Annotated in this window: 17 protein-coding genes; 13 read left to right on the top strand and 4 right to left on the bottom strand. The window is 46.2% G+C overall.

The features are described from left to right. Both Q4Q52_RS21000 and Q4Q52_RS20995 read right to left on the bottom strand, forming a co-directional pair. Positions 1 to 789: hypothetical protein (locus Q4Q52_RS21000; RefSeq protein ID WP_311991583.1), on the bottom strand; the 789-nt coding region annotated here is incomplete at its 3' end. An 846-nt stretch (positions 790 to 1635) separates the two neighbouring features. Then, positions 1636 to 2031 carry a VOC family protein gene (locus tag Q4Q52_RS20995; RefSeq protein WP_311991582.1) on the bottom strand — a complete coding sequence of 132 codons (396 nt, stop codon included), beginning with the start codon at positions 2029 to 2031 and terminating at the stop codon, positions 1636 to 1638. A gap of 187 nt (positions 2032 to 2218) precedes the next feature. Between Q4Q52_RS20995 and Q4Q52_RS20990 the strand changes: the two genes are divergently transcribed. From Q4Q52_RS20990 to Q4Q52_RS20980, 3 genes are all read left to right on the top strand, one after another. Continuing rightward, positions 2219 to 2800 carry a DUF502 domain-containing protein gene (locus tag Q4Q52_RS20990; protein WP_012088779.1) on the top strand — a complete coding sequence of 194 codons (582 nt, stop codon included), beginning with the start codon at positions 2219 to 2221 and terminating at the stop codon, positions 2798 to 2800. Between the two features lie 397 nt (positions 2801 to 3197). Further along, positions 3198 to 5174 (top strand): BCCT family transporter, encoded by a 1977-nt coding sequence (locus Q4Q52_RS20985; protein ID WP_006085322.1) that lies wholly within the window; start codon positions 3198 to 3200, stop codon positions 5172 to 5174. A 165-nt stretch (positions 5175 to 5339) separates the two neighbouring features. Beyond that, the gene (locus tag Q4Q52_RS20980; RefSeq protein ID WP_006081075.1) at positions 5340 to 5702 is read left to right on the top strand and encodes a YajD family HNH nuclease; all 363 of its coding nucleotides are present in this window, start codon (positions 5340 to 5342) and stop codon (positions 5700 to 5702) included. Between the two features lie 56 nt (positions 5703 to 5758). On the opposite strand, the gene Q4Q52_RS20975 is transcribed toward Q4Q52_RS20980, so the two are convergent. Further along, the gene (locus tag Q4Q52_RS20975; protein ID WP_006085323.1) at positions 5759 to 5992 is read right to left on the bottom strand and encodes a DUF1289 domain-containing protein; all 234 of its coding nucleotides are present in this window, start codon (positions 5990 to 5992) and stop codon (positions 5759 to 5761) included. A 164-nt stretch (positions 5993 to 6156) separates the two neighbouring features. Here Q4Q52_RS20975 and Q4Q52_RS20970 point away from each other — a divergent pair, with 164 nt between their 5' ends. The 6 genes from Q4Q52_RS20970 to Q4Q52_RS20945 all read left to right on the top strand — a co-directional run bounded on the left by Q4Q52_RS20970 (position 6157) and on the right by Q4Q52_RS20945 (position 13296). Then, positions 6157 to 7557, top strand: coding sequence for a methyltransferase (locus Q4Q52_RS20970; protein ID WP_311991581.1), 1401 nt, complete (start codon positions 6157 to 6159; stop codon positions 7555 to 7557). A gap of 253 nt (positions 7558 to 7810) precedes the next feature. After that, positions 7811 to 8860 carry a 3-oxoacyl-ACP synthase III gene (locus tag Q4Q52_RS20965; protein ID WP_028760522.1) on the top strand — a complete coding sequence of 350 codons (1050 nt, stop codon included), beginning with the start codon at positions 7811 to 7813 and terminating at the stop codon, positions 8858 to 8860. Between the two features lie 146 nt (positions 8861 to 9006). Then, the gene (locus tag Q4Q52_RS20960; RefSeq protein WP_311991580.1) at positions 9007 to 9915 is read left to right on the top strand and encodes an alpha/beta fold hydrolase; all 909 of its coding nucleotides are present in this window, start codon (positions 9007 to 9009) and stop codon (positions 9913 to 9915) included. Beyond that, positions 9915 to 11765, top strand: coding sequence for an olefin beta-lactone synthetase (gene oleC / locus Q4Q52_RS20955; protein ID WP_311991579.1), 1851 nt, complete (start codon positions 9915 to 9917; stop codon positions 11763 to 11765). The genes Q4Q52_RS20960 and oleC overlap by 1 nt, the downstream gene beginning before the upstream one ends. Before the next feature lie 7 nt (positions 11766 to 11772). Next, complete coding sequence (gene oleD / locus Q4Q52_RS20950) at positions 11773 to 12963, top strand: 2-alkyl-3-oxoalkanoate reductase (protein ID WP_311991578.1); 1191 nt, start codon at positions 11773 to 11775, stop codon at positions 12961 to 12963. A 93-nt stretch (positions 12964 to 13056) separates the two neighbouring features. Continuing rightward, positions 13057 to 13296 (top strand): DUF3624 domain-containing protein, encoded by a 240-nt coding sequence (locus Q4Q52_RS20945; RefSeq protein WP_311991577.1) that lies wholly within the window; start codon positions 13057 to 13059, stop codon positions 13294 to 13296. Positions 13297 to 13338: 42 nt separating this feature from the next. On the opposite strand, the gene Q4Q52_RS20940 is transcribed toward Q4Q52_RS20945, so the two are convergent. Next, positions 13339 to 14958 carry a peptide MFS transporter gene (locus tag Q4Q52_RS20940; protein ID WP_311991576.1) on the bottom strand — a complete coding sequence of 540 codons (1620 nt, stop codon included), beginning with the start codon at positions 14956 to 14958 and terminating at the stop codon, positions 13339 to 13341. 685 nt (positions 14959 to 15643) lie between these two features. On the opposite strand from Q4Q52_RS20940, the gene Q4Q52_RS20935 reads away from it, so the two are divergent. The 4 genes from Q4Q52_RS20935 (at position 15644) to Q4Q52_RS20920 (ending at position 23097) form a co-directional block, all read left to right on the top strand. Further along, complete coding sequence (locus tag Q4Q52_RS20935) at positions 15644 to 16630, top strand: TerC family protein (RefSeq protein ID WP_311991575.1); 987 nt, start codon at positions 15644 to 15646, stop codon at positions 16628 to 16630. Positions 16631 to 16856: 226 nt separating this feature from the next. Beyond that, positions 16857 to 18395, top strand: coding sequence for a hypothetical protein (locus Q4Q52_RS20930; protein WP_311991574.1), 1539 nt, complete (start codon positions 16857 to 16859; stop codon positions 18393 to 18395). 253 nt (positions 18396 to 18648) lie between these two features. Beyond that, positions 18649 to 19527, top strand: coding sequence for an ABC transporter ATP-binding protein (locus tag Q4Q52_RS20925; protein ID WP_226059813.1), 879 nt, complete (start codon positions 18649 to 18651; stop codon positions 19525 to 19527). A gap of 12 nt (positions 19528 to 19539) precedes the next feature. After that, positions 19540 to 23097, top strand: a complete 3558-nt coding sequence (locus Q4Q52_RS20920; protein ID WP_311991573.1) for a M1 family aminopeptidase — start codon at positions 19540 to 19542, stop codon at positions 23095 to 23097. Positions 23098 to 23232 lie beyond the last annotated feature (135 nt).

Here is a 23232-nt window from a genome sequence, read left to right as displayed (position 1 = left end):
TGATGAAAAAAAGCCTTCCAGATTTCGTCCATTTTTTCTCAACATTAGACTCAAACTGCCTCGGTCAATATGTGAACAATCTTGATTTTCATATTCACCTGTTAGGATTAAATTTTTAAAAGAACCAACGAAACTATACGTATGTATATCGCTAGCCCCGCCGATTTCTACGATGTTACCTTTTATTGAGTGCCCAACACGCTTTATTTCAACTCTTACCTCAATAGGTGAAACACCAGACCCAATTTTTATGAAAAACTTTCTATCAATAAGTTCGTCGATGGAATTGTTAGATTCAACCTCTGGTGCTTCTTTTATGATGAGCTCTGCTTCAATGTCTCTTCCTCCCTCTGTTTCTTGTGCCGAAGCGGAGACACTTATTCCAGTTCCTGAGGTTCGTTCTTCGCGATTTTCATTCTCTTTCAGTTTGCCTTTTCTTCGCCTTTTCTCAATGATGCCAAAAGCAATATTTATTCTTCGTTTGTCGATTTCATCAATTCCGATGAATGGAACCAACACTCCATTCCAAACACCTTCGATTTTTGTGTCTTTGTATAAAAGATTTTCAAGCCAAGGAGTAATATTAGATTTCCAAGTAATTGAAAAAATTAAGATAAGAAAGGAGGTTACGACACCTGCAATGACGCCGTTGACAATAGGCTCTGCTAGATCAGCTTGTGCCTGACTAGTAAAAGAGAACCATCTCCAACATAAAACCCCCACTACCAGAAAGATTAAATAAGGGAGAAGTGAACAGCAGGTTTTCCACAACCAAGAGAGTAATTTCATAATTTATTAATTCCAGTCTAAGTTCTTTGCATAACGTTTTAGTACGTATGTGCGTTTACCTCATTAGACTAGTTAAAACGCGCACAGTTAACTATTTGTATATAAAGAACTTATCAGCTTTTCATTAAAAAAACCATCCTGAAAAGCACGCATGCGCGTTTTCCAAACCTATTAACTCAAAGTAGACTCGAATAATCAATTGATTTTATTTTTATCAGTTGAGTTAAAGCGCACTGATATTGTCTTAAAATCACCCCCAAATATCTAAATTTAAATACGACTGTGTACCCATACATTGTTAGTCGTTTTACGGTAGGGTCAAACATTAGGTAAATGGATGAGATTTTGTAGGGCAATTCATTCGTCAGTTTTCGATTCACTAAATAAATGCTAGCAAGCTTTGGATCAATAGCTTTTTAGCTGAATGAAAAGCGAGAGGGTTAGTGAGGATTGGCATTGTTGCAACTGTGACCGTTGGCGGCATGGATGCCGTCGTCGAGCCCTCAGGGACGAGTTTATGGCGAGTCACAGGGGAAACAATGACAATGAATGCTGCACAACTGACGATACGATTATCTTGCTTTGGGGCAATAGCTTTTTAGCTAAACGAACAGCGATAGGGTTAGTTAAGTTTGGCATTGTTGCAACAGTGATCGTTGGCGGCATGGATGCAGCCGTCGAGCCCTCAGGGACGAGTTTATGGCGAGTCACTGGGGAAACAGTGACAATAAATGCCACTCAACTGTCGAGAGTCTTATCGCAAACAACAGTGAACCAGTATAACGTCAGCTGCAGTTCTGCCCGCCGCGTGCTAGCAGAACTGCAGCTGATATTATCAAAATTCGCTTACCCAGTGCAGGCGGGCAGATATTCTGATAACTCAAGCAGGTTACAATCTGGGTCGCGGATATAGACAGAGTTTATCCGGCCTGTGGCGCCGGTTCGTAGCACTGGGCCTTCAATGATTTCAATCTGAAGAGCGTTTAAATGCGCGATCACTTCTTCTATGTTATGGCTGACTACAAAACACAGATCGGCACTGCCGGGCGTGGCTGCTGCAGCTTTAGGTTCAAATTCGGCGCCCGCTTGATGCAGATTAATCTTTTGGTCGCCAAAACTTAACGCAATACGCTGATTGCCAAATATCACTTTCTTCATCCCGAGCACGGTTTGATAAAATTCGACGCTGACGGCGATGTCTTTTACGGTTAAGACCAAATGATCTAAGCGGGTTACGCGCATTTTACTTTCCTTAGAATGGCTCAGAGTGGGCTCTGATTTTAAACGCTATCTCTACACTTGAGACGAATAAGAGTCAGATACCTTACATCATATGCTGGTGCAAAAGTGACTCTGTGGTAGCATTTGTGGCGTTTTTTTGCGTAAATATTTTGTGCCTATTATATCCCTATGACCGAATGAGAGTGTGATGAAGAAAACCTTAGCCCGCGGCTTAATGAATCTATTACCTATGGCCTTGAGTTTGTGGCTGTTTTGGTCGCTGTTTGTATCGTTAGATGGTTTAGGAATTGTGATTTTAGAGTTGGTAGGGATTAACCAACACTTTGTCGGCGCCGGTTTTATGCTAGTGGTGGCATTAGTTTTTGCGGTGGGCCTGTTGTTTTCAGTCAGCCCGATAGTGTGGCTTTATGGTTGGCTTGAGCGCCAGTTGATGCGCTTCCCACTGTTTAAATCGGTTTATGGCAGTATCCGTGATATTGCCTCTTTGATGAATCGAGATGGCAAGCCGACCAGCCAAAAGACAGTGTTAGTGAAGCAGGCTAATGGCAGTTTTGTGGTGGGATTTATCATGACAGATACGCCGCCGCAGCCATTGTTAGATGCGTTGCCTGAGGGCGATTGGGTGCCTGTGTTGTTCCAATTGAGTTACCAAATGGCGGGCGTGACGAGCTTGATCAAACGGGACGATTTAATCATGGTCGACTGGTCGTTTGAAGAGGCGATGCGCTTTAATTTAACCGCTGGCATTTCGCAGACACCGTCTCAGTAATCGGATGTTGGTTTAAGCGTTTTAGCGTTTAAAATTAAATTTGATGATTTTTGTGGTATAATTTATTGGCGACCAATATGGTCGCCATTTTTTGTGCTGAATATTCTAATTATAAATTTGTTTTATGCTAAAGGCATGCTTTGACTGCCTTAGTGGTGTTCACGCTTTTTATCCATCAATCATCGACTGTCTAAGTCGTGTGTTGTTAATCCCGTTTTTCAGATCCTGTCACGTTTAGCCATAGCGAGTCGTTGCATTGATCTGTGGGATTGAGCCCATACTGGTCATAGATGAGCCCTGCAGCATTAAACATATTTTGAGTATAAGTTTTGTTCTATCTCTCCGTTGGTGCGCTGAGATATTTGGAGAGTGAACCCGCTAGAAATAGGGAGAGTCAATGTCGATCAAGTCGAGTATTAATCCGCCGGTATTTTATTCGTCGGTCTTTTTCATCATCTTGATGGTGATGATTTGTGCAGTATGGCCCACAGAGGCTAACACCGTTTTTAGATCAATACAGTCATGGATAGAAGTGAAAGCCGGTTGGCTTTACATTCTGAGCGTGGCGTTTTTCCTGATTTTTATCATCTTTGTCATGGTCAGTCGCTTTGGCGATATCAAACTCGGGCCAGATCATTCTGTGCCGGATTACAGCTATAAAAGCTGGATTGCCATGTTGTTTTCGGCAGGTATGGGTATTGGCCTGATGTTTTTTGGGGTCGCCGAACCTGTAATGCACTATCTGGCGCCGCCAGATGCTACACCTGAGAGTCTCGCCGCCGCAAAAGAGGCGATGAAGATTACTTTCTTCCATTGGGGACTGCATGCTTGGGCGATTTATGCCGTAGTGGCATTGAGTCTGGCCTACTTCTCCTATCGTCATAAGTTACCGCTACTGCCACGAAGCGCCCTTTATCCCTTAATTGGTGAACGTATTTATGGTCCTATTGGCCATATTGTCGATACCTTTGCCGTGCTCGGCACTATGTTTGGGGTGGCGACATCACTGGGCTTTGGGGTGTTGCAGGTTAACTCGGGTCTGAGTTATCTATTTGAAGGTTTACCTAATAATGCTGTAGTGCAAGTGTGCTTGATCATCGGCATTACCTTGCTCGCGACCTTGTCGGTGTTTTCTGGCCTCGACAAAGGCGTCAAACGCTTAAGCGAACTCAATCTTGGCCTCGCGATTATTTTATTGCTTATCGTCTTGATCTTGGGCCCTACAGTCATGCTGTTGCAGGCCTTTGTGCAAAACACCGGCAGTTACTTAAGTGATTTGGTTGGCAAAACCTTTAACTTGTACGCCTATCAACATAAGGAAGATTGGCTCGGCGGCTGGACCTTGCTCTATTGGGGCTGGTGGATTTCTTGGTCACCTTTTGTCGGTACCTTTATTGCGCGTGTGAGTCGCGGTCGTACCATCCGTGAGTTTTTGATTGGTGTGTTATTTGTGCCATCGGCGCTGACCTTCCTGTGGATGACAGTGTTTGGTAACTCGGCGATTGATTCGATTATGAATCAAGGCGCGACCTACCTTGCTGAAGCGGTGAATACCGATGTGTCAGTGGCCTTGTTTGTGTTTTTCGAGCACATGCCGTTCCCGACCTTACTCTCAGGGATTGCGATTTGTTTAGTGGTGACCTTCTTTGTGACCTCGTCGGATTCGGGATCCTTAGTGATTGATAATCTAACTTCGGGCGGCGATAACAATGCGCCCGTATGGCAGAGGATCTTCTGGGCACTGTTGCAAGGGGTTGTGGCCTCGGTATTGTTGTTAGCCGGTGGTTTACAGGCGCTGCAAACGGCGGCTATCGCCAGTGCCATGCCATTCCTTGTGGTGATGTTATTCATGTGTCTGGGATTATTTAAAGCCCTGAAGAATGACTGGCTTAAGATCAACAGTGTGCAGTTACACAATACCAGTGTGCAGTACGCCAAAACCAACATGAGCTGGGAAGAGCGCATTGGGGTGCTCGTCTCGCATCCCACCCATGAAGAAGCGCAAGTGTTCTTGAATAATGTTGCGACGCCTGCTTTGTCTAAGGTGTGCCAACACTTTATGACCAAAGGTATAGTGGCCGATCTCGAATACTTAGATGGCCGCGTACGTTTGGTGATTAGCAACGAGGTGAACTTGCCCTTTGTTTACGGAGTACGCACCCGTTGTTTCGAAATCACTAACCCGATAGGGACTGAAATCGAGCAGGGTAATACCTTGTATTACCGCGCCGAAGTGTATTTAGAACAAGGTGGTCAACATTACGATGTGATGGGGTATACCGAAGAGCAAATCCTCGCGGATGTGGTGACTCAGTATGAAAAATACTTACACTACTTGCATCTGTCGAATGCCGATCATGCCCACATAAGCTAAGTAACGTAAGCTAAGTTAGCTAAGCCTGTAACCTAGGTCGGTTTAGCCATTTACGTCTACAAATCGCGCACCATTAACCCGCAAAGTGCGGGAGATATTGCCCCAAGTGATAACTCGGATTATCCTTGGGGCAATTTTTTTAGGGTTTGTTTTAGGGATTACACTATGTCGTCAGTGCCAGGCCAGAGTAAGTTAGACAAAGTATTAGCCGATGCGCGGGAGTACAAAGCTAAGCGTGAGGGCGGTTACCGTGAGCAGGCGTTAAAACTTTATCCTTGGGTATGTGGCCGCTGTACCCGCGAGTTTACCCCGAAAAACTTAAGTGAACTGACAGTGCATCATCGCGATCATAACCACGATAACAACCCGTCAGACGGTTCAAACTGGGAGTTATTGTGCTTGTATTGCCACGATAACGAACATTCTCGTTTCGAAGAATTGATCCGTTACGGCAGCACCACAGAAACCAAGCAAGCGGCGGCGACCTACAATCCTTTTGCTGACTTGAAATCAATGCTGAAAAAATAGTCTTGTGGGCTGTTAGCAGGATGATGTTGCGCAGAGGATGACGTTAGCGGACGGGTTTAGTCCTTATCGGTTAAACGCGCCTCGGCAGCTAACCATTTATCACGGCTTAAAATATGCTGATTTTCACTGCCTTCAAATAAAGCTTTACGGGCGGGGAGTTGCTGACAAATGGCCGCCTGTTGCGCTTCGCTACTCGTGCGCCAACTGACGATTTCATCGATATGTCGAAAGCAGCCCATGCAGTAGTCTTCGTCATTTAAACCGCAGCGTGCGACGCAAGGTGAAAGCATAGGTGTCCTTTGGAGCCTTATGGCTAGTTAACCGAGTCTTCTCAGTTAACGATATGGTTGAGTGTTTAAAGGCCGCGATACTAACATTTTTTCGCATAAAGTCATCTTTAGGGCGCATTCCCTTGGCCTAAGGTGAGACAAGTATTTTTTACACTGGGCATGACGTGAACCAAGATAACCTGCAGCAACAACTCACTTACTCACAGAAATTTAGCGAACTTAATCAGTTGCTTGAACAGAGTGCAGCCCTGTGGCAAGTGCGTGCATTTGAAGTGAACGCTTTACCTTGGGCACAGGATTTTCCGCAGTTGGCCGAAGCTGTGTGGGCGCTGGCTGACGATGAGCTTGATGGACTCGACGCCGAGCAATCTTTGCTGGTCAAGGCATTGTCACCGGCATTAAACCACGATCTTAGGGCATTAGGCCAAGATTGGGACTTGTCATTGCTCACCGCATCCATTGCCGAACGTACGGTTTGTACTGATAAGACGGTTACTGATAAGGCTGGCGTGGCTGAACCGTCGCTTGCGGATAACACCGCAGCGCAGCAAGGCGGTTTGTCCTTTGACGATGAGGCGCATTTCAGTGCGCACATCAAAGGCCGTAAATGGCAGCAAATTACCGCCTTTGTGCAGCATTTACCCCAGCTTAATTTACCTGTGCTGGAATGGTGTGCGGGTAAAGGGCATTTGGGCCGCTTGATTGCTAAAGCCCGCGGCGCCGAAGTGGTGAGCTTAGAATGGCAAGCGCCATTATGTGAAGCAGGACAGGCCTTTGCCGATAAGTGGCAGTTGTCACAAACCTTTATTTGTGCCGATGCCTTTGCTATTGGTGCAGAACATGCTGCGACAAACACATCTATAACCACATCCATTACTACAGTTGAAGCACCAGCTCAACACGCCGCAAAAGCCAATCCGTTAAGCGCACGGCAGCAAGCGGTTGCATTGCATGCCTGCGGTGATTTGCATGTTCGGCTGTTAATGCTGGCGGCCGAGGCGGGCACGCAGGCGCTGGCGATTTCTCCTTGTTGTTATCATTTAATTCACGCGAGCCATTATCAGCCGTTATCCAATCTTGCTCAGCAGAGCAGCCTAAAACTCAGTCGCCATGATTTACAGTTACCGCTGCAGCAGAGCGTGATCGCCAATCCCAAACAGCAGGCGCTGCGCCATCAAGAAATCGCGTGGCGCTTAGGCTTTGATGCACTGCAACGTCAATGTCGGCAAATCGACGAATATTTACCTTTGCCCTCGTTAAAGCAGAGTCAGTTGAGCGGCAGTTTTACTGATTTTTGCCTGTGGGCGGCCGAGACTAAGGCCGTTAATTTAGCCAAAAATAGGGATTTTGAGGCTTGGCTTGAGATAGGGCGACAAAGACAACAATTAACTCGCCGCATCGATTTAGTGGCGCATTTGTTTCGCACTGTACTCGAGCAATGGTTAATCTTAGATCGCGCTTGTTTTTTGCAGGAACAAGGATATGGTGTTTGCGTGGGTGAATTTTGTGCAAACAGCGTCACACCAAGAAATTCGCTGATTTTAGCGCAAAAAATGTCAGTATAATTTTGAGTGTCTGAAAATATGCTGTACTGTGATGTTTTTTATGAAGTATTTCTATATTAGCGCATTTAAGTTTAGTGATAGTGAATTCAGGGCCGTCGTGTTTGGAACCTGCGCTGTGAGACAAGTCTTACACTGAAGATGGTTTTTTATTGAATCATCGGGCTTTTCTTGTTCAAATGTCGCATTAATGACGAATAACAACTGAAAGCTGACCTGTTGGTCAGTCATTCTAGTGAGCGAATAAAACAGTTTCATGAAATATTCCCGCGTATTTATTAATAGCCTGGCCTATGAACTGGCGCCTGTTGTGGTTTCCAGTAGTGAGCTAGAGTCTCGTCTTGCTCCTTTGTATCAAAAGTTCCGTATTCCTATGGGACAGCTTGCCGCATTGACTGGGATTACCGAACGCCGCTGGTGGCCAAAAGGACATCAATTGTCCGACGGTGCGATTAAAGCTGCCCGTAAAGCCATGGTTGAAACTGGGATTGATGTCGCCGATTTAGGTGCTGTTGTCTATACCGGCGTTTGCCGTGATCAACACGAACCCGCGACCGCGTGTCGTATTGCTGCCGAATTGGGTGTGTCGAAAGACACCGCTATTTACGATATCAGCAATGCTTGTCTTGGGGTGTTATCGGGTATTTTAGATATCGCTAACCGTATTGAGTTGGGCCAAATCAAGGCGGGTATGGTGGTGTCCTGTGAATCGGCGCGGGATATTGTCGATGTTACTATCGATAACATGCTTGCCGATCCGACCATGCAGAATTTTGCCCAGTCGCTGGCGACCTTAACCGGTGGCTCTGGCGCTGTTGCGGTCATCTTAACTGATGGCAGTTTGCCACTGACAAATGTGCGTCAGCATCAATTGCTGGGTGCCTCGCACTTATCGGCGCCCGAGCATCACCAGTTGTGTCAATGGGGGTTACAGGAAGTGGGGCACAATCTGTACCGCGAGTTTATGCGTACCGATGCGGTGACGCTTCTCAAAGAAGGCGTTGAGCTGGCTAAACACACTTGGGAGCATTTCCTTGAGCAGCGTAATTGGCTGGTTGAGCAAGTGGACAAAGTGATTTGCCATCAAGTGGGCGCCTCAAACCGTAAGCAAGTGCTTAGCGCGTTAAATATTCCCCCCGAGAAAGAATTTCCTACGTATCAGCTGCTGGGCAATATGGGCACAGTGTCGTTACCTGTGACCGCCGCCATGGCGCACGATCAAGGCTTTTTACAAGCGGGCGATCAAGTGAGCTTTTTAGGCATAGGCAGTGGATTGAATTGCATGATGTTAGGCATTAAGTGGTAGGGTGCAGTGCACTTTTCACGCCTTTGCTTGATGGCTGGCATACATTCTAGCCAACCCAGTAAGTCCATGATTCAGTCGATAAGCTAAGTCAGCTGTACATAACCCGTTATTCGCTCTCATAAATAGAACAAAAGATAGGAAGCGTCATGTTAGACACTCTGTTGCCTTTTAAACGTCATTTTCTTAGCCGTAATGGCAACAAGCTGCATTATATCAACGAGGGCCAAGGTGAACCTGTGGTGATGGTTCACGGTAATCCTAGCTGGTCGTTTTACTACCGCAATCTCGTGAGCGCCTTAAAAGACACGCATCAATGCATAGTGCCAGATCATATCGGCTGTGGTCTGTCGGATAAGCCCGACGATAGCGGCTATGACTATACCCTTAAGAACCGCATCGACGATCTTGAAGCCCTGCTTGATAGCCTGAATGTGAAAGAAAACATTACCTTAGTCGTACACGACTGGGGCGGCATGATAGGTATGGGTTATGCGGCGCGTTATCCTGAGCGTATCAAACGCTTAGTGATTTTGAACACGGGTGCTTTCCATCTGCCTGAGACTAAGCAGTTTCCTTGGCCGCTGTGGATCTGTCGTAATACCCTGCTAGGCACAGTGCTGGTGCGTGGTTTTAATGCCTTTTCGTCTATCGCCTCATATGTGGGCGTGAAGCGCCAGCCTATGTCCAAATACATTCGTGAGGCGTATGTCGCGCCGTTTAACTCTTGGGCCAATCGCATTTCGACGCTGCGTTTTGTGCAGGATATTCCGCTGCGTGAAGGCGATAGAAACTATCAGTTAGTCTCTGATATCGCTGCGAGTTTACCGCAGTTTGCCAAAGTGCCGACTTTGATTTGCTGGGGCCTGAAGGACTTTGTATTCGATAAGCACTTTTTAGCAAAATGGCGTCAGCACATGCCCCATGCGACCGTGCATGAATTTGCCGATTGTGGTCACTACATTCTGGAAGATGCCAGCGATGAAGTGATTGCTCATATCAAGGGCTTTATGGCCGACGACCAAGCAGCGGCGCCGTCCGAACAGGCCGCAGGTTAATGTCGACCTTGCTTGAGACTGAAGTGACTCCTTTGTTGGCTGCTGTAGTAACGCCGTTGGATACGTCACTTTTAACGGGTACTTCTGCGTCAGCAATGGCCAGTGACGCCAATATTTGTCGTCATCTCAAGCAAGCCGCCCATGCCATTCCCCACCATCTTGCAGTAGCAGTACAAAGCGCTCAGGGCGCTTCTGTGGCGAATTTGCGTTACAGCGAGTTGGACTTTCTCAATCTAGACAGACAAAGCGATGCGATAGCCTTTGCGCTTAACGCCCATGGCATTGAGCGTGGCATGAAAGCTGTGCTTATGGTCACGCCGAGTTTGGATTTTTTTGCACTCACCTTTGCGCTGTTTAAAGCGGGGGTTATTCCTATCTTAGTTGATCCCGGCATGGGGATTAACAATCTTAAGCAGTGTTTTGCTGAAGCCGCACCCGATGCCTTTATCGGTATTCCTAAAGCCCATATCGCCAGACGGTTATTTGGTTGGGGTAAGGGTAGCATTAAGTCATTGCTCAATGTTGATGGCGGTAAAACTGGCTTACCGGCAAGATTAATCCGCATCGCTACTGGCGCCGTCAGTTTATCGACTCTGCTGCAAAACAGCTCTTCACGACACTCATTTTCGCAACATGCATCAGCGCAACATGCTGAATATCCCATGGTGATGCTCAAATCTGATGAGATGGCGGCGATTTTATTCACCAGTGGCAGTACCGGCACGCCTAAAGGCGTGGTGTATAGCCATGGTATGTTTGAGGCGCAAATCCAAGCATTAAAAAACGATTATGGCATTTGCCATGGTGAGCGCGATCTAGCCACGTTTCCGCTGTTTTCACTCTTTGGCCCCGCGCTGGGTATGGCGTCGATCGTTCCAGAAATGGATGCCAGCAAACCCATTACTGCCAATCCCGAATTCCTGTTTGCCGCCATTGAGAAATACCAATGCAGCAACATCTTTGTTAATCCCGCTTTGCTCGAGCGTTTGGGCCGCGCAGGTGAACAAAAACAGCATAAATTGCCCAGTGTGCAGCGGGTGATATCCGCGGGTGCGCCAGCGACCATTGCTTCGATTGCCCGATTTAGCAAAATGTTGAGCCAAGGCGTGCCGATTTTAAATTCCTACGGTGCGACCGAATCTTTGCCGATCAGCATGATTGCTAGCGATGCGTTATTTGCCACCACAGATATCACAGATAACGGCGGCGGCATTTGTGTCGGCGGCGCTATCGATGGCGTGACGATTCGCATCATCGGTATCAGCGAAGCCGTTATCCAAGAGTGGGATGAGGCCTTAGTGCTGAATAACGGTGAAATCGGTGAAATCGTGGTGCAAGGGCCTATGGTGAGTCAGTCTTATTATTTAAACGATAGTCAACGCGATAGCGCGACTACGGCGGCCAAGATGTGGGACTCCGCCACCAATAGTTTTAGACATCGCATGGGCGATCTCGGGTATCTCGATGATCAAGGTCGGCTATGGATGTGCGGTCGCAAGGCCCACAGAGTCGATGCCACCCGTAAAGGCCAGTTGGTAAAGCGTTATTATTCTATTCCTTGCGAGCGTATTTTTAATACCCATCCCAATGTAAAGCGCTCTGCCTTAGTTGGAGTGAAAGTGGCGAACGAGATAGAGCCCTTGATCTGTATCGAACTTGACCAATCATTGGTGTGCAATAAGAGCCAACAGCTTTATCAAGATTTGATTACCATCGCTGAGCAATTTACCCAGACGCAGGGCATAAGACGTTTTCTTATCCATCCTGATTTCCCTGTGGATGTGCGGCATAATGCCAAGATTTTTAGAGAAAAATTAGCCGTTTGGGCACAATCACAAACGAAAGGTTGATACCTAAATGACGATAAACCCAATCAAGAGCACGACGCTTGCGCAATTTGATGCGGCTGAACAAACTGCACTCGCGCAGCTCGCCCTTAAGGTGCAACACGCCTTTGTCACGGGAGCTGGGGGATTTTTAGGTAAAGCGATTTGTTTGAGATTGTTAGCCGCGGGCATTAAGGTCACAGGTTTTGCCCGTGGGCATTATCCCGAACTTGAAGCGCTGGGCGTAGTCATGTTGCAAGGGGATTTAGTCAATAAAGACCAGTTGCAACAGGCGATGCAAGGCTGCGATATCGTGTTCCATGTGGCGTCTAAAGCCGGTGTTTGGGGCGATAGAGACAGTTATTTTTGCCCGAATGTTAAGGGCGCCGCAAATGTGATTGCTGCTTGTAAGGCATTAAAAATAAATAAGTTAGTCTACACCAGTACCCCGAGTGTGACCTTTGCGGGGCAGGATGAATCCGGTATAGATGAATCCACTCCCTATGCCACATCCTTCCTTAATTATTACGCCCATTCCAAAGCCATCGCCGAAAAGATGATGCTTGATGCCAATCAAGTGGGTGACGTATCGGTTGAAAGTGCCGCTGCAACTCAAGCCACGACAGCCACTATTTCAGACATTAATTCAGCTAGCACTCAAGTCTCTATTCCGGTCACGACTAAAGCCACTGCACCCTACGCGTTAAAAACTGTCGCACTCAGGCCACATTTGATCTGGGGTCCTGGTGATCCCCATCTTGTGCCTAGGGTGTTAGCGCGCGGCCGTTTAGATAAGCTTAAACTGGTTGGCCGTGAAGATAAGCTGGTCGATACCATCTACATAGACAACGCCGCCTATGCCCATGTGCTGGCCGCGCTTGAACTGTGCCAAGCAAAGCCTAAGTGTCAGGGAAAAGCTTATTTTTTGAGTAACGATGAACCCATCACTATGGCCAAAATGCTCAATCTTATTTTGGCCTGCGATGCTTTGCCGCCGGTGACTAAGCGTGTGCCGCAATCTGTAGCATATGTAGCAGGCGCCGTGTTGGAAACTGTGTATTTTCTACTAAAGAAGCAAGAAGAGCCCATGATGACGCGATTCGTGGCAAGGCAGTTATCCTGCAGCCATTATTTTGATATCAGCGCAGCCAAGCGAGATTTAGGCTATCGTGCACTTGTCTCTATCAATGAAGGGATGGCAAGACTTAAAGCGTCACTATAGTGTTATTAGGCGTGAGTTTCGGAGTGTGCTTGAAATTCAATATGCCTGCTCTTATTAGCACTATTATTGTGGGCATAGTTTAGCTGGGGACTTATGAGTTGCAGTGACTGTAATACATCGATTTTCAGGCAAAAAATTGGCCGCTGCAAACTGTGTATGTGGCAGCTTACTGCTTTGTCGGCTATCGGTTGGCCGTTGTGGTGGTGGCTTTATTATGATGCGCCGCGGGAAGTGAACTCGATTGCCTTACTGTTTTTTTGCACCGCTTTTACGGGGTTATTGGCTTTACATCTTATGGTCTTGGCTTACCGTCGCCTTAGAGGCCGAGAGTAAGCCAAGTTTCCTTTCTTTTCCTTTCCTTTTAAATTCTTTGACTTAATTTGTTGCTGTGTTCTCGTGCATCATTTTCTTCATTAATGGCGCAAGGGCAAAGAAGACTAATGCCATTACAACACCAATTTGCGCCGAGAAGATAAACAGTTGCTCGTATAGCGCCATCGCACTCGGTACGTCACTTATCACGCCGCCTTGGGTATCAATCGCGGCGAGCTTGTTTAATTCGGCGGCTAAGATTTCAGAGTATGAAGTGCCGAGAAACCAAGCGCCCATCATCAGACTGACCACGCGTTTTACCGACAGCTGAGTTACGGCAGATAAGCCTATGGGTGACAGCAATAACTCGCCGATTTCTAATACAAAATAAGCCGCGACTAAAAACCAAATACTCACTAAGCCACTGCTTAGCGGCATTTGGATCCCGAGCACTAGTACCATAAAGGATAAACCTGCGAACAAAATGCCGAGTGCGGTTTTAACCGGTTTGCTTGGATCACAATGTTTACGGGCGAGGGCAGGCCAGAGCCAAGCAAAGATGGGCGACAAACTGATCACAAAGAAGGCACCGAGGAAGGTTAACTGTCCCGCGCTCCATTCGAGGCCGAGCATGTTGCGGTCCATCACGCGGTCCGAAAATGCCACCCAAGAACCGTAGGTTTGCTCATATAAGCCGAAGAAGACCAAACCGGCGACGATGAACAGCAGTAAGGCCGACATCTGTTGACGTTCAATCGGGTTGCAGTGTTTCACCATAAACCAGCCAATCCCGAGGGCGAGCACCAGAGATACTGAGTGCAAGAACCAGATCACTGGACTCACAGCGGGTAATAAACTGCTAATAGAAAGCACAAGGGAGTGGGTTTGAATTAAGCCCCAGACCAGCACTACGCTGCCGATGGCGCTTAAATAAATCCATTGCTCTGTGGTGATGCCGGCGGTTTTCTTTAAAATTCTTGCGGGATCTCTGGGTTCGGCGAAACCCTGCAAATGTTTCTTACCCCGAATAAACACCAACAATCCCGCTAACATGCCTAAACCGGCCAAACCAAAGCCGTACTTCCAGCCATAGGTTTCACCTAAATAAGCACAAATCAGCGGGGCCAAGGTGGCGCCTAAATTGATGCCAGCGTAGAAAATGGTAAAGCCTGAATCCCGCTTTGGAGATGACTCGGGATACAGCTGACCGACGATGGTTGAAATGTTAGGTTTTAAAAAGCCCACACCGACAATGATCAAGGCGAGGGATAAATAGAATACCTGCAGTGCTTGTTCATCGCGCTGAACTTCACCGGCGACGATAACCGCTTGATGGCCTTCAAAGGCCATGCCTAAGTGGCCGAGGACCAATAAAATACCACCGAAGATCACCGCTTTACGCATGCCGATATAGCGGTCGGCCAATAAACCACCGACCACGGGTATGGCGTACACTAAGGCACCGTAAGCACCAAGGACGTTATAGCCAAATTCGTCGGTAAACAGATGATATTTAATCAGATAAAGAAACAGTAACGCCTTCATGCCGTAGAAGGAAAAGCGTTCCCACATTTCGGTAAAAAAGCAGACAAACAAGCCCTTAGGATGCCCAAAGAGCATTTCGGGTGGGGGCGAACCCTGTGGGCCTTGCATAGCGTGCGGAGGATGTTGTTCTGTTGACACTTAAGACTCCCATTGCTGGCGCTTCATGCACCAAGCTTCGATTGATTCATTTTATCGTAATGAATTTTATTAATTATTTTTCATTATTAGTGGTTATTGCAGCCTTGTTGATTGCTAAAAGACGCCGCAGTAGCTGCAGTTAATCACACTCGGATGCTATGGAACAGCCAAGGGACTTGAAACTGATGAATATTTTGCTTAATTCACCATTTTGCCGTTCTTTGAAATTGTGGTTAACCTGCTTCTGAGTCAGACTGAGTGGCTAAATTAATTCATTTTCAGTTAATCAATGAGTGCTAAATAGTGGCCAGAATTCAACTGTGGCAGTTTTATGTTAGCGTCTTTAGCCTTGATTTCGCTGTTGTTCGTCGTTCTATAGACGGTGTGGCGATTTTGTACTATTTGAGAACATCTTCGTACTCGTTCGAGGCCGCCCTCTAAATGAATCTGACGAATAGATGGGTTAGATGATTTGCTTAGGGAAGCGCTGTGATTGAGCTGTGACCTTATTCTAAGAATAAGTGTAAGTATGTAGTGAAATCATATTGATTATAAAAGAATTTTAATCTTGATGGTTGCGTTTTTATATAGGGTTTCACAGTTTATATTTTTACAATGAGTTAATGTCTATCTGCTCAATTGTACTGATTTTACTCAACCGTTATGTTGGTTTTTAAGGAGACTTATGGAGTTTTTTACCACCCTATTTGTGGGTTACCCGCTTTGGGTTTGGTTGATGTTTTTCGGTTTTGTGCTGGCATTATTAGCCTTCGATCTTGGCGTATTACACAAGGAGCAGCATGAAATTACTGTGGCCGAAAGTTTAAAGCTTTCAGCTTTTTATATCTGTATGGGCTTATTGTTTGGGGCTTGGCTCTGGTGGTACAAGGGCTCAACCGCGGGTATGGAATACTTGACGGGTTATCTGATTGAAAAATCGCTTTCAATGGATAACGTATTTGTTATCGCGTTAATCTTCAGTAGCTTAGGTATCCCACGTTTATACCAACACAGAGTGCTCTTCTGGGGCATTATGGGCGTAATAGTGCTACGCGCAATTATGATTGGTCTTGGTGCCGTGCTTGTTGCCCAGTATCAAGGTGTACTTGTGTTATTTGGACTCTTCTTGATTTTCACTGGCGTGAAAATGCTCTTCTCAAACGATGAGCACAGTGATATCCAAGATAATAAGTTTTACAAATGGTTACGCACTAAGATGCGCTTTACGCCGACACTGCATAAGGAGAAGTTCTGGGTACGGGGTGAAGATCATCAGTTATCAAAAGGATGGTGGGCGACGCCGTTATTTTTAGCGTTGATCTTAGTGGAAACCGCGGATTTAGTGTTTGCTGTCGACAGTATTCCAGCCATTTTTGCGATTACCCAAGATCCTTTCATCGTTTATACCTCGAATATCTTCGCGATTTTGGGGCTACGTGCCTTGTATTTTGCCTTGGCGGCCATGGTGCACCGCTTTGAATACCTTAAATACGCGTTGTCGGTGGTATTAGTATTTATCGGGGTGAAAGTGGGCTTAGTGTATTTCAATCACGAGGGAATAGTGGACTTTACTATTCCAACCGCACTGTCTCTTGGGGTGACGTTCGGCCTGTTAGTCGCAGGGGTCTTGTTCTCGTTGTGGAAAACGCGCGGCCAAGAAATCGATAAATAGGGAAATAGTTTGCGTGACTCGTGGCGAGTCCAATAACGAATCTCTTGGCCGTTTAGCCCATGCTAAACGGCCTTTTTTATATTCTTACTATCCGAATCGTTAAGCTTTATAGAGGATGTTAAAAAATGAGGATATTAAAAATTAGTCTATGCTTACTTTGAGTCGCCGCTTGTGCCGAGACTCACAAAGGGAGTTTTTAGGACTAATACTCTTCAAGGACGATATTATGAAACTTAACATTGCCGCCATACTCATGCTCTCAGTTTGTTCATTGACTACTGTCAGTGCAAAAGCTGCAGACAAACAAGCAACTGATACAGCATCTAACGTAACTTCCACTTGTACTGGAGCTTACCCAAGTTACTTTCAAGACCCCGCGTTCAATAAAACAGGTATGTGGGACAATCAAGTCATCATCAACCAAGCTTATTCGGGCTGGAAGGGACCTATTTTTAGCTTGAGCGACGCCTATTCGAGTGCGCAGCAAGATAATGCTGCACCTTGGCTTGAATTCAATCCCTTCGATAAAAGTCTGAGTGAGACAGATAAAAATACCCAAGCGTGGAAATACCTTTGGGCTGTGATGAAGTACATTCAAGAGGGGAACATCGACAAAGGCGATATCAGTAAGGACTGGGATTTGTGTAATAACAAGGTTCGCTCTTGGTACCATATTCCCTATCAGACCTATGATCCTATGAGTGGACGGGAATTTATCCACGGCTTGACCCGCGAAGCCCCCGTCACTATGGAGATAAAAGGCCAAGGCTCCCTTAAAACCACTATGTGGGCGGTGGGGTTTTATAATCCTCAGGCGGCAAATAGCATTAGCAAGGTATGGACAGGAGCGCCGTCACCTGTAATGCCGCAGCAAAACTTTGTATTTAATGAAGGCAGTGTGATCGGCAAATTACTGTTCACCACAGCAACGCCCAATAATTATCCTTTCCTCGAAAACGTACCCGTTTGGCAAGCCAATATCAGTGCCAGTGATTTCTGCGAATGTAAAAATGCCGATGGCAGTGCTTGCAGTTTCCAACAGGAAACAGAGCAATGCCCGCGCTCTGTCGCCGATGTGTACTTATTACAGTTTGACATCGCAGTGCGTGACAGCCGCTCGCCCGTGGGCTGGGCCTATGGCACTTTTGTCGCCGATGGTCAGTTTAAAGCGAAAGAGAAAAATCCTTGGGATCGTATCTCCCCACTGGGGTTAATGTGGGGTAATGACACGCCGCCAGCCACAGTGGGAGCGGCAGCATTCCCTCAAAACCCAATCACAGGGCTTAAGGATAGCGCTGTATTTCAAGAGGTCGTTGGTCGCTTGAATGAGCACACCAATGCGGGACACTTAGGGTGTAACGGACGTTTAAATGGCCCTGCGGATAACGCATTAAGTAGCTGTTTATCTTGCCATCAAACCGCATCCGTTCCTGATAGCACTAATAATACTCCGGCAATCATGTACCAATTTGCCTCGTATCAAGAGCCGGGCAGTGGTCAATGCTTAACATCGCCCAGCGCCCTCGATTTATCGATTGACCAAGTGTATTTCAAAACCTTTATGTGCTCAGCATCCTTTGTTGGACCAAGCAACATAGTCCCCGTACCTAAATATGCCCAAGGGCAAAAAGAGTGGATTTCTACTGACTTTTCATTGCAGCTCAGCATCAGTCTCACCCAGTGGCAAGAATGGCAAGAAGACCAAGATAACCTGAAAAAGAACATCAAAGTGCGCGTATTCGAGGGCACTTTACCTTCTCGCTAATGTTGAAGTTTATGTAACTAATTGTATTTAGTACGCCATCTCAGATTTGACGGCATATTTCTACTTTTATATTGTATTTCAATAACAAGGGACTCAAATAGAGTCCCTTTTGCTATTTTAGTGATTCACAATATACAGTTTGTTTTTCTGGCTAGCATTCTGTAAGTGCATGAATATCTTGATAACTACTGTAAGGGTTAAGTTTATGTGATAGTTTGTCGGTATTTTGAACTCACAGAAGCAAGAGGGAAGCATGCTGACTATTTCTAATCTCACTAAAACCTATGATAACGGTGTTAAAGCACTCGATGGTGTTGATTTAACGATTTCCAAAGGGATGTTTGGTTTACTTGGACCCAATGGCGCGGGCAAGTCATCACTGATGCGTACCATTGCCGCCCTGCAAAGTGCAGATAGCGGTAGCATAGTATTTGACGGTATTGATGTATTAGCCGACCCTCAAGCGCTGCGTAAAACCTTAGGTTATTTACCCCAAGACTTTAATGTTTATCCGCGTATTAGCGCCTATGACCTGTTAGATCATTTAGCCATTCTTAAGGGGATTAATCAGAGCAAGCTGCGTAAAGAAGCGGTTGAAGGATTACTGGCTCACACCAATCTTTATCAGCATAAAAATAAAGCCGTGAGTGGTTTCTCTGGCGGTATGCGTCAGCGCTTTGGTATTGCTCAGGCCTTACTTGGTGATCCTAAGTTATTGATTGTTGATGAGCCTACCGCGGGTCTTGATCCTGAAGAACGTAACCGTTTCCATAACTTGCTGGTGAGTTTAGGCGAGGAAAAAGTGGTGATCCTCTCGACGCATATTGTTGAGGATGTGTCTGAACTCTGCGCCAATATGGCGGTATTAGCATCGGGTAAGATCTTGCTTCAAGGCAATCCCCACCAATTAGTGAGTGAGTTAACGGAAAAGATTTGGACTAAGACGGTGAGTCAAGCGCAGGCGCAGGAGCTCGAAGCGCAATTGCCTGTGATTTCTAAGCGTTTATTCGCGGGCCGCACAGTACTGAATGTGATGGCAGAGACCTGCCCCGAAGGATTTATCCCAGCGACAGCTGGGCTTGAAGATCTGTATTTTTCTACCTTACACAGTCATCGCCGTCAGGCTGCCTAAGGAGATATCAATATGTTGTTATCAATGCTTAGGTTTGAGTGGCGTTATTATTTACGTCAGCCATCCTTTTATGTTGTTTCTTTTCTATTGTTTTTAATGAGTTTTCTATCTGTCGCATCTAACAATATCCAAATTGGTAGTGGCGGCGAGGTGATGAAAAACAGCCCATTTGGTATTACCCAAACTATGTTGATCATGGGATTAATTTCCATGTTTGCCGTGGTGAATTTTGTGGGCAGCACGGCTATCCGCAATCATCAGCATTTGATGGAAGAGCTGATTTATAGCAAACCCCTATCGCCATTTGCATATCAATTTGGCCGCTTTTTAGGCAGCTTTGTTGTAGTGATGATGGTATTCGCGTTTATTCCCATAGGGTTAATGCTCGGTTCCTTTATGCCATGGGTCGATGCGAGCCGCTTTGGGCCATTTGTGTTATCGAATTATCTTGTTCCGTATTTTTTGCTCGCCATGCCGAGTTTGCTGCTGATCTCCACTCTGTTCTATGCGATGGCAAGTCGCTTTCGTTCTTTAATGGCGCTTTATCTGACTGCAGTAGCTATGTTGGTGCTCTATACCCTAACGGGTGAAATGGCGAGCCAGCCACAATATCGCACCATAGCAGCTTTACTTGATCCCTTTGCGCTGCGCACTTTTGCTGAAGTGACCCGTTATTGGACCATTAGCGAGAAGAATAACCAGTTAATTGAATTCTCGGGGCTAGTGCTGCAAAACCGCGCGTTATGGTTTGGGATTGCTTGCGTGTTACTGGCGGTTTCTGGGATTTTTCGTCAGCCGAGCTTGACTAAGAAGCGTGAGAAAAAATCAGACAAAGCGGGAGTCATCCCCAGCTTAGTGCCTTTGGCACAATTGGCTATGGCAACTGAACCTAATGGTCGTCAGCAATTTTGGACGCGCGTTAAATTTGAAGTACGCCAAGTGCTGTTTACCGCACCATTTGTGGTGTTAGGCGTGCTGACTATTTTCAACTTAGTCGGCCCCATGTTCGATGATTTTGGTTGGTATGGCACATCTAACTGGCCACTAACCCAAGATATGGTAGATAACATTGCCGGCGCGACGGGGTTATTGATGGTGATAGTGCTGATTTATTACAGCGCAGAAATCGTCTGGCGTGAACGCAGTTCAGGAATGGGGGATATCGTCGACAGCGTTCCCGTATCAAACTTAAGTTTTTGGGGCTCTAAGCTCGTGTCTGTGGTCATAGTGATGACCTTGCTGTACGTGCTCGCCATGTGTACCACCATCGCCTTCCAACTGATAAAAGGTCAAGCCAATCTTGAGATTGCTCAGTACCTTATTCGATTGGGATTTTATTATCTCTTGCCGCTGTTGATGACCGCTGTGCTGGCGTTTTTTCTGCAAGTGCTTAGCCCCAATAAGTACGCAGGTATGGGTTTATTTGTTGCTTATTATCTAACGACGTTTGTCATGGCAAGCTGGGGATTTGGCCATAGCCTGTATAACTTTGGTCAATCGCCAACCTTAACTTACTCCGATATGAACGGCTACGGCTGGGGCTTATTAAGCCATGCACTCTATATGATTTACTGGGGGGCATTTAGCCTTATCCTGTTTGTTTTAGGTTATGGTTTGTATCATCGCGGACCGCAGCAGAGTCTTAAAACGCGTCTGAGCTTACTGGGCTATCAGCTTGGTTTTAGTGGTAAAGCCATTGTTAGTGTTGCCTTAGTGGTGTTTTTGGTTATGGGCAGTTATTTGTTCTACCAGACCAAAGTGGTGAATCAGTTCCTCACCCAAGATGAGACCACAGATCTGCAAGCCGATTATGAGAAGGCCTTTAAGCAATACCAAGACATGCCGATTTTAGTGACCACTAAGGTCAATGCGAATGTCGATATTTTCCCTGAAGATCGCAAAATTATCGCTAAGGTGATGTTTGAATGGCAAAACAAGTCGGATAAACCGATCGAGAAGATGCTAGTGCAGTTGCCCGAACACACTCAGGCAGATACGGTAAAAATCAATATTCCTAATGCTAGCTTAGGTGAGTTTGATAGCCGCTATCGCAATACTTGGCTGACCTTTTCGACGCCAGTGCAGCCTGGGCAAGTGGTGCAAGGGGATATCCAACTAGTACGCGAGTCGGTGGGTGTTGCTGAATCTGGCTTTGATATGTCAGTGGTTGAAAATGGCACCTTCATCAATAACTTCGAGCTATTGCCGCTCTTTGGTTATCAAGATGGCTATGAGTTGATGGATCGCCACGAGCGCCAAAAGCGCGATTTAGCCGAAAAAGCACGTGCGAACAAACTTAAAGACAGCCGTTATTACACGCAAAACTTCTTTGGTGTCGATGGCGATTTCATTCAATTTGAAGCCACTATTTCGACAAGTGCTGATCAAATTGCATTAGCACCAGGATATTTGCAAAAACAGTGGCAGCAGGATGGGCGTCAGTATTTCCAATATTCGATGGACAGCCCTATGGTGAACTTCTATGCCATTATTTCGGGCCGTTATCAGGTAGAAAAAACCGAGCATAATGGTGTCGCCGTTGAGGTCTATTACCATGCAGATCACCCTTGGAACGTTGCCCGCATGATAGAGTCAGTTAAAGATTCTATCGATTACTACACACAAGCATTTGGGCCTTATCAGCACAAACAAATGCGGATCATGGAGTTTCCGGGTTACCGTAGTTTTGCACAAAGTTTCGCTAATACAGTGCCTTACTCTGAACGTATTGGTTTTATTACTGATTTACGCAACGAGGATAATATCGATCCTGTGTATTACGTCACCGCCCATGAAGTGGCGCATCAATGGTGGGGACACCAAGTGGGTGCTGCTGACGTACAGGGTAGCGCTGTGATATCCGAAAGCTTGTCACAGTATTCGGCGCTTATGGTGTTGGAGAAAAAGTACGGCGATAAAATGATCCGTAAATTTTTGAAATATGAATTAGATAGATATTTACGTGGCCGTTCATCTGAGTCCATAAAAGAGATGCCTTTGCTGCGCAGTGAAAATCAGCAGTATATTCATTATCAGAAAGGCTCAGTGGTGATGATGGCGATTAAAGATGTGTTAGGTGAAGCGAAACTCAACGCGAATCTCAAAGCATTTTTAGCGCGTTATCAGTATCGTAACGATCCATTCCCAACCACGTTGGATTTGGTGAGTTACCTTGAGCAAGGGACAGATGAAGCGCAGGCTCGCTTTATCGATGAGTCTTTTAATGAGATTACGCTCTACGATCTTAGGTTAACCAATGCGGTAATGACGACTCTGCCAGATGGTAAGACGCAAATTGAGCTGACGGTCTATGCCAGCCGCAAGGTGGCCAGTGGTAAAGGTGAAGAAACTGAACAACCTTTAGATGCCATGATTGATATCGGCGCCTTTAGTGCCGATCCCGATAAGTTGAAGGACGATAAACAGGTGTTATTGATTGAGAAGCACAGGCTGGTCAGTGGCGAAAACAAGCTGACGATCACTTTGGCTGAGAAGCCCAGTTATGTGGGAGTCGATCCCTTTGTGAAACTCATCGATAGAGATGCGAAGGACAATATCTTTAAGCTGTAAATCAGTTATCAAACAAGCGCTTTAAAACCTACGCACTATCCGGTCTGAATGGCCAGATAGTGCGTTTTTTTATGGCAATACCCTTGGCTCATTTTGAAATTAATGCAAATTAGCTTGTTCTTCGCCGCTGTTTTT

The organism is Shewanella sp. SP1S2-4 (assembly GCF_031932075.1).
GTDB classification, from domain to species: Bacteria; Pseudomonadota; Gammaproteobacteria; order Enterobacterales; family Shewanellaceae; genus Shewanella; species Shewanella baltica.
The sequence above is the reverse complement of the archived record's forward strand: the minus strand, read 5'-3'. Positions and strand labels throughout refer to the sequence as shown.

Bases quoted from the DNA above. Each gene is read 5' to 3' on its own strand.
- oleD (WP_311991578.1), top strand. From the start codon at position 11,773: ATGACGATAAACCCAATCAAGAGCACGACGCTTGCGCAATTTGATGCG.
- Q4Q52_RS20995 (WP_311991582.1), bottom strand. From the start codon at position 2,031: ATGCGCGTAACCCGCTTAGATCATTTGGTCTTAACCGTAAAAGACATC.
- Q4Q52_RS20965 (WP_028760522.1), top strand. From the start codon at position 7,811: ATGAAATATTCCCGCGTATTTATTAATAGCCTGGCCTATGAACTGGCG.
- Q4Q52_RS20945 (WP_311991577.1), top strand. From the start codon at position 13,057: ATGAGTTGCAGTGACTGTAATACATCGATTTTCAGGCAAAAAATTGGC.
- Q4Q52_RS20925 (WP_226059813.1), top strand. From the start codon at position 18,649: ATGCTGACTATTTCTAATCTCACTAAAACCTATGATAACGGTGTTAAA.
- Q4Q52_RS20920 (WP_311991573.1), top strand. From the start codon at position 19,540: ATGTTGTTATCAATGCTTAGGTTTGAGTGGCGTTATTATTTACGTCAG.
- Q4Q52_RS20930 (WP_311991574.1), top strand. From the start codon at position 16,857: ATGAAACTTAACATTGCCGCCATACTCATGCTCTCAGTTTGTTCATTG.
- Q4Q52_RS20935 (WP_311991575.1), top strand. From the start codon at position 15,644: ATGGAGTTTTTTACCACCCTATTTGTGGGTTACCCGCTTTGGGTTTGG.
- Q4Q52_RS20980 (WP_006081075.1), top strand. From the start codon at position 5,340: ATGTCGTCAGTGCCAGGCCAGAGTAAGTTAGACAAAGTATTAGCCGAT.
- Q4Q52_RS20975 (WP_006085323.1), bottom strand. From the start codon at position 5,992: ATGCTTTCACCTTGCGTCGCACGCTGCGGTTTAAATGACGAAGACTAC.
- oleC (WP_311991579.1), top strand. From the start codon at position 9,915: ATGTCGACCTTGCTTGAGACTGAAGTGACTCCTTTGTTGGCTGCTGTA.
- Q4Q52_RS20985 (WP_006085322.1), top strand. From the start codon at position 3,198: ATGTCGATCAAGTCGAGTATTAATCCGCCGGTATTTTATTCGTCGGTC.
- Q4Q52_RS20990 (WP_012088779.1), top strand. From the start codon at position 2,219: ATGAAGAAAACCTTAGCCCGCGGCTTAATGAATCTATTACCTATGGCC.
- Q4Q52_RS20960 (WP_311991580.1), top strand. From the start codon at position 9,007: ATGTTAGACACTCTGTTGCCTTTTAAACGTCATTTTCTTAGCCGTAAT.